General features: G+C 34.5%; 2 protein-coding genes. One reads left to right on the plus strand and one right to left on the minus strand.

Features of this window, described 5'->3' with window-relative positions:
* Positions 1-680, minus strand: a 680-nt coding sequence (locus HMPREF0518_RS04560; protein WP_003626582.1) for a 50S ribosomal protein L11 methyltransferase, incomplete at its 3' end; no start/stop codon positions are given.
* Between the two features lie 60 nt (positions 681-740).
* Here HMPREF0518_RS04560 and HMPREF0518_RS04565 point away from each other — a divergent pair.
* Positions 741-1250 carry an aminoacyl-tRNA deacylase gene (locus HMPREF0518_RS04565; RefSeq protein WP_012211785.1) on the plus strand — a complete coding sequence of 170 codons (510 nt, stop codon included), beginning with the start codon at positions 741-743 and terminating at the stop codon, positions 1248-1250.
* Positions 1251-1465: the final 215 nt, after the last annotated feature.

A 1465-nucleotide genomic window follows, 5' to 3' on the forward strand; every position in this document is an offset into this window, starting at 1 on the left:
TTTTTAATATCATTTAAAGCGGAGTTTTGTTCAGTTGCAGTCATTGATTCATCAGAAATGTCGGTAGCCAAGATATCAGTAGCACCAAGCTTTGAAGCTGCAATCGCTAAGATTCCTGAACCAGTACCAACGTCAACCACACTAATTGGTTTCTTCACGATTGCACGCTCAAGGCCCATCATTGCTAATTGAGTAGTCTTGTGATTACCGGTACCAAAGGCCAAACCTGGATCAAGCTTGATCAATTGTTGATCCTTAAAGGCAGGCTTATAGTCTTCCCACTTAGGCACAATAGCCAAGTGGCGAGAGAAGTTGATCACATGGTAATACTTTTGCCAAGCAGTGTTCCAATCCTGATCCTCAATATAGGAAGTAGTAATTTTTGCATCCCCAATATTAAGACCATATCCCTTAAGTTCCTGCATCTTGTCTTGGAACTTTTTAACTAATTCATCTCTATCTGCTTCTTCGTCAAAGTAAGCGTAGAAATATGTATCTTTAGGCAAATCTTTGATATCTTCCATATCAACAACGGTTGAATCATGAAGCCAACCCGCTTGTTCAAAATCGCTGAGGTTTCTAGATTCAACGCCTAAGGCATTCAAATTATCCATAGCATAAATGCTTAAAGCATCTTCTACTTCTTGACTAGTATCGATTTTAATAATTAATAATTTCATTATAGTAATCTCCTTTTGGGATTTTCTTTGTACAATGCTATCATGATAAAGGTGATAAATATGTCAAAGAAAAAGAATAAAAAAAACAAACTTGAAAAAACTTTAGTTGAAAAGATCTTAGATCAAAATAAGATCAAATATCGTCAAGCTTCATTTGCAGTCACCAAAGATAAAGGTGGCGTTGCACAGATGGACACTTCTATTCTAGAAGACAAAGAGCATTTAGTCTACAAAACGTTAGTCTGTGAAGGAAATAAAACTGGTCCATTAGTCGGAGTTGTTCCAATTACAGAGCATTTAAGCATGAAAAAATTAGCCAAAGTTTCCGGCAATAAAAAATGTGAAATGCTTCCTTTGAAGAAATTGGCTAAAACTACCGGTTATGTTCATGGAGCTAATACGCCAATTGGTATTTACTTCAAAGAAAAACTACCTATTTACTTAGATGATTCTATGAAAGACAACGAAGAAATTGCCGTTTCAAGTGGTGAATTAGGTCGAAGTGTTTTTTTAAATCCTGAAGATTTGGCAAAATTCTGTCATGCACCTTTTGTAGATCTAAAAGAATAAAAGCGTTTTTAAATTATTGCGTCATCATCTTCTTTTTATGTTAAACTAATCATGTACCGCATATAGAAACATGACAGATATAGAAGAAGATGACTGAATTGAATATATTATTAGGAATTGTTGGTTTTACAGTTGCTATGACTGCTGCGTTTATTGTTACAGCGGTGGCAATTTCAAATTAATCAAAATAAAATTGATAACATATTACATATACA

It is taken from the genome of Lactobacillus helveticus DSM 20075 = CGMCC 1.1877, assembly GCF_000160855.1.
Taxonomy (GTDB): domain Bacteria; phylum Bacillota; class Bacilli; order Lactobacillales; family Lactobacillaceae; genus Lactobacillus; species Lactobacillus helveticus.